Consider the following 4719-nt stretch of genomic DNA (forward strand, 5'->3'; position numbering starts at 1 on the left):
CCCCCCCCCCCCCCCCGGGCCGCGCCGGGCGCCCCCCAGACCGTCCCGCAGGATGTCCGGCAGCAGCCGCGGCCGCGGCGCTCGCGGACCGAACGCGCCCCGCGACACCGCCTCGTCGGCCGGGCCGCGGTAGGCCAGCTCCGACAGCGGTGTCGACGGCGCGGCGTCGAGTAGCGATTCCAGCAGTGTCAGGAAGCGGCCGTGGTGGCGGCCGAGCGAATCCTCGTCGTAGAGACGGGGATTCGCGGCGAAATCCACATGGATCGGCGCGTCGGCACCATGCTGGTAGAAGTTGACGAACAGATCCTCGATGGGGCCGGAGGTGAGCACGTGCAGGCTCGACTCCACCCCTTCGAAGTCGATCCCGCGCGGGAACAGCATGATGTTGACGACCGGGCCGACCAGACCCCGGCCGAACTCGGGCTGATCCTCCGCGCCGTCGCGCATATCCTCGTGCCGGAAGCGCTGATGGCGCAGCGCGCCCGACGCCGCCACCCGCAACGCCTCCATGACGTCACCGACGGCGCCGCGGTCGGGAACCGCGACCCGCAGCGGCACCACATTGGCGACCATGCCGCCCGAACGCCGTAGCAGCGCGGTGGTACGACCGGAGACCGGCAGGCTGATGACCACCTCGTCCATGGCGGTCAGCCGCGCGTAGTACAGCGCCAGCGCCGCCATCACCAGGGTGGCGGAGCTGGTGTCGAAGCGGCGCGCCGCGGCCTCGAGCCGCGCGGCCGTCTCCGGCGACAGTTCACCGCGCTGCTCCCGGGCCAGCGCGCAGGCCGGTGCGGTCGCCGAGACCAGCGAGCAGCGGTCGGGCATACCCGCCACGATCTCGCGCCAGTACCGCTGATCGGCGCGGTAACGGCTCGAATTCCGGTACGCGACTTCGGCTTCGTGCACCTCGAGCAGCGAGGCGGCGCGGCTCGGCGGCGCCGACTCCCCGCGCGTCGCCGCGTTGTACAGCTCGGCCACCCGATACAGCATGCTCACCGAGCCGAAGCCGTCGATGAGGATGTGGTGCGCCCGCGAGTACCAGAGGTGATGGTCGGCGCCGACCTTCAACACCACCGTCATCCCGACCCGGTCACCCAGCAGGTCGATGGGCTCGGCCACCTCGGCGCGCATCCACTCCAGTGCCGCCGCCATCGGATCCGGCCGCCAGCTGAGGTCGAGGTACCCGACCGCGGTCTCCAGGCCGGGGTCGACCACCTGGTGCGGCTCTCCGTCGATCTCGACGAGACGCAGCACTCCCGAACCGAATTCGCGAGCGGCGGTGATCGCGGCCGTGCGCAGCCGCTCCCGATCCAGTGGTCCGCGCATCTCGATGTACTGGGCCTCCGAGAGCGGAACGCTCGGGTCCAGCTGCTGTGCGTACCACATGCCGGACTGGGCCGGGGACAGCGGAAATACCGTGGCGGTCGCCTGCGCCGTGACTTCGCGCGTCATGGCCGGTCACCGGGCGGGCAGCGGGCAGGCGGAGTCCTCCGGCTGCACCTCGTAGGCGGGTACCGGTGCGTCGGCGCGGGAGGTCAGGCGTCCCACCACCACCGATCGCACATGCGCCGGAATCATGGGCGCGAACTTGCGGACGTAGGCGTCCATCCATTCCGTACGGTCGAGTAGGAATGGGAAATCGGTGGTCATCATGGTGCGCACCACCAGCATGGGCAGCGGTGCGTCCAGGGGCCGAAATTCCCTGTTCCACAATCCCGGTTGATCACAGCCGGGATAGAACTGCCCCAGCATGAATCCGCGTTCCACGAAGCTGCTCTTGAATTCCGCGTGCAGATCGTCGATCAGCGAATAGTCCCCGAGGTTCGGGAACACCGTGATCAGTCCGCGCAGCACCGAGGTGGAACTGCCGTTCCCGGTGGGTAATTCGGGATAGATTTCCAGGGCGTCCTCGATGATCGTGCGCATCCAGCTCAGCCGCGGCCGGACGGCTGGGACCTGTCCCAGCCAGAGCAGATCACGTCGGATGGAGGGCCGGACGTACGGACATACCGGTCCGTCCCGACCCAGGTCGTCGCAGGGCTGGGTCAGAAAACGATCCGCCCAGGATTTGAATGAAGTTACAGTGGACCGCGCCGCGGTACACATGGATAATGACTTGTCCCCCAATGAGACCCATTGCAGGCCCGAGCGGGGACCGATTACTCGCTCGCTCATGACTCACCTCAGGCAGATAGAGCTACAGCGTCAGGCGCCGATGCCCACACACATAAATAGTGCGACGGTCATGGGTTGTTAACACGAGTAGTCGCATACCCGAATTTCTGCGTATGCCCCGAATTTCTGGGGCAGAAAGCAAAAAGAAAGGACCGGTCGATTTCGACCGATCCTTTCCTGTGACTTTATTCAGGAACCCAGCAGCCGTGTGGCCAGGTAGTTCTCCACCTGATCGAGGCCGATCCGCTCCTGCGCCATGGAATCCCGTTCCCGAACCGTTACCGCCTGGTCCTCCAAGGTATCGAAATCGACAGTGATACAGAACGGGGTACCGATCTCGTCCTGGCGGCGGTAGCGGCGACCGATGGCCTGGGCGTCGTCGAACTCGACGTTCCAGTTCTTGCGCAGCCGCGCCGCGAGATCCTTCGCCTTGGGCGAGAGGTCGGCATTGCGCGACAGCGGCAGCACCGCCGCCTTCACCGGTGCGAGGCGGCGATCGAGCCGTAGCACGGTGCGCTTCTCCATCACGCCCTTGGCATTGGGCGCCTCGTCCTCGCTGTAGGCGTCGATGAGGAACGCCATGAGCGAACGGGTCAGGCCCGCCGCGGGTTCGATGACGTACGGGGTGTAGCGCTCACCGGTGGCCTGGTCGAAGTAGTTCAGATCGTTGCCGGAATGCTCGGAGTGGGTCTTCAGATCGAAGTCCGTGCGGTTGGCGACACCCTCCAGCTCACCCCACTCGCTACCGGCGAAGTGGAAGCGATACTCGATGTCGACCGTGCGGGTCGAGTAGTGCGAGAGCTTTTCCTTCGGGTGCTCGTAGAGTCGCAGGTTCTCCGGGGCGATGCCCAGATCGGTGTACCAGGCCAGCCGGGTGTCGATCCAGTACTGGTGCCACTCCTCGTCCTCGCCCGGCTTGACGAAGAACTCCATTTCCATCTGCTCGAACTCGCGCGTGCGGAAGATGAAGTTGCCCGGGGTGATCTCGTTGCGGAAGCTCTTGCCCATCTGGGCGATGCCGAACGGCGGCTTCTTGCGCGCGGTGGTCATGACGTTCGCGAAGTTCACGAAGATGCCCTGCGCGGTCTCCGGCCGCAGGTAGTGCAGGCCCTCCTCGGACTCGATCGGGCCCAGGTAGGTCTTGAGCATCATGTTGAAGTCGCGCGGCTCGGTCCACTTGCCGACGGTGCCGCAGTCCGGGCACGCGATGACCTCCATGGACACGCTGTCCGGGTCGTCGATGCCCTTCTTCTCCGCGTAGCCCTCCTGCAGGTGGTCCTGCCGGTGCCGCTTGTGGCAGTTGAGGCATTCCACCAGCGGGTCGTTGAAGACCGCGACGTGACCGGAGGCGACCCACACCTGCCGCGGCAGGATGATCGAGGAGTCCAGGCCGACCACATCCTCGCGGCTGGTGACCATGGAACGCCACCACTGCTTCTTGATGTTCTCCTTGAGTTCGACTCCCAGCGGGCCGTAATCCCACGCCGACCTGGTGCCGCCATAGATCTCACCCGACGGGTACACCAGGCCCCGGCGCTTGGCCAGGTTGGCGACGGTGTCCACCTTCGACTTGGGTGCCACTCGAGATTTCTCCATCCGGTCCGGAAGATTGCAAGGGATTGGCTCCAGACTATCGGCACCGACCAAGCGGATTTGCACCCACTCGCCTCCGATGTCGCGGCCCCCACATATCCTGCCGGTGCCGACTCGCCGCGCACCTGTTTGACATGCGCACCTGTGCATACCAATAATGGCAGTGGTTTCCAATAAGGAGTTGGTTCGATGACCGCCGACAGCGGCGCCCCCACGCGGCGATCCCGCGTGGACACCGAAGCGCCGACCGCGATCCCGCACGACCCGTACCCGTACCGGTCGCCCACCCCACCTGCCGTTCCACCGCGCGGCATCCTCGACAATGCCGGGGAACTGCTGCGCGCACTGGCCGCACCCGTGCGCATCGCCATCGTGCTGCAACTGCGCGAATCGCCGCGCTGCGTGCACGAACTGGTCGACACCCTGGGTGTCACCCAGCCACTCATCAGCCAGCACCTGCGGATTCTCAAGTCCGCGGGCGTCGTGCGCGGGGAGCGAACCGGGCGCGAAGTGATCTACGAACTCGTCGACGAGCATCTGGCGCATATCGTGGTCGATGCCGTGGCGCATGCGGAGGAAGGGTGATGGTGGCGGGGAAGTCGGAAGCCAAGACGGTCGGGGTCCGCAGCACCCGTCAGCGCAGTGCCATCTCGGCGCTGCTGTCCGATATCGAGGAGTTCCGGTCGGCGCAGGAGTTACACGACGAACTCCGCAAACGAGGCGAGGGCATCGGGCTGACCACCGTCTACCGGACGCTGCAGTCGCTCGCCGACGCCGGGCACGTGGACGTACTGCGCACCGACTCCGGCGAATCGGTGTACCGGCAGTGCTCCAAGGGCCACCACCACCATCTCGTCTGCCGCCACTGCGGGCGCACGGTCGAGGTGGAGGGGCCGACCGTGGAGGCGTGGGCGGACACTGTCGCGGCCGAACACGGATTCAGCGATATCA

The 4719-nt window shown here is 66.3% G+C and carries 5 protein-coding genes; 2 read left to right on the forward strand and 3 right to left on the reverse strand.

The window, feature by feature from the left end; translation table 11 throughout:
• The 3 genes from QK444_RS32610 to QK444_RS32620 form a co-directional block, all read right to left on the reverse strand.
• A partial coding sequence (locus QK444_RS32610) for a condensation domain-containing protein (RefSeq protein WP_282785906.1) occupies positions 1-1452 on the reverse strand: 1452 nt, incomplete at its 3' end.
• A 6-nt stretch (positions 1453-1458) separates the two neighbouring features.
• Positions 1459-2175: a DUF6875 domain-containing protein gene (locus QK444_RS32615; protein ID WP_349239557.1), complete on the reverse strand. Its 717-nt coding sequence runs from the start codon at positions 2173-2175 to the stop codon at positions 1459-1461.
• A gap of 189 nt (positions 2176-2364) precedes the next feature.
• A complete protein-coding gene (locus QK444_RS32620; protein ID WP_282785908.1) occupies positions 2365-3756 on the reverse strand; it encodes a glycine--tRNA ligase in 1392 nt (463 codons plus the stop codon).
• A gap of 201 nt (positions 3757-3957) precedes the next feature.
• On the opposite strand from QK444_RS32620, the gene QK444_RS32625 reads away from it, so the two are divergent.
• Together QK444_RS32625 and QK444_RS32630 are read left to right on the forward strand one after the other, a co-directional pair.
• The gene (locus QK444_RS32625) at positions 3958-4353 is read left to right on the forward strand and encodes a metalloregulator ArsR/SmtB family transcription factor (protein ID WP_228807276.1); all 396 of its coding nucleotides are present in this window, start codon (positions 3958-3960) and stop codon (positions 4351-4353) included.
• A partial coding sequence (locus QK444_RS32630; protein WP_282785909.1) for a Fur family transcriptional regulator occupies positions 4353-4719 on the forward strand: 367 nt, incomplete at its 3' end. The genes QK444_RS32625 and QK444_RS32630, both read left to right, overlap by 1 nt.

It is taken from the genome of Nocardia sp. CC201C (assembly GCF_030010695.1).
Classification (GTDB): Bacteria; Actinomycetota; Actinomycetes; order Mycobacteriales; family Mycobacteriaceae; genus Nocardia; species Nocardia otitidiscaviarum.

Coding starts and splice junctions, on each gene's coding strand:
- QK444_RS32615 (WP_349239557.1), bottom strand. CDS start 2,175: ATGAGCGAGCGAGTAATCGGTCCCCGCTCGGGCCTGCAATGGGTCTCA.
- QK444_RS32625 (WP_228807276.1), top strand. CDS start 3,958: ATGACCGCCGACAGCGGCGCCCCCACGCGGCGATCCCGCGTGGACACC.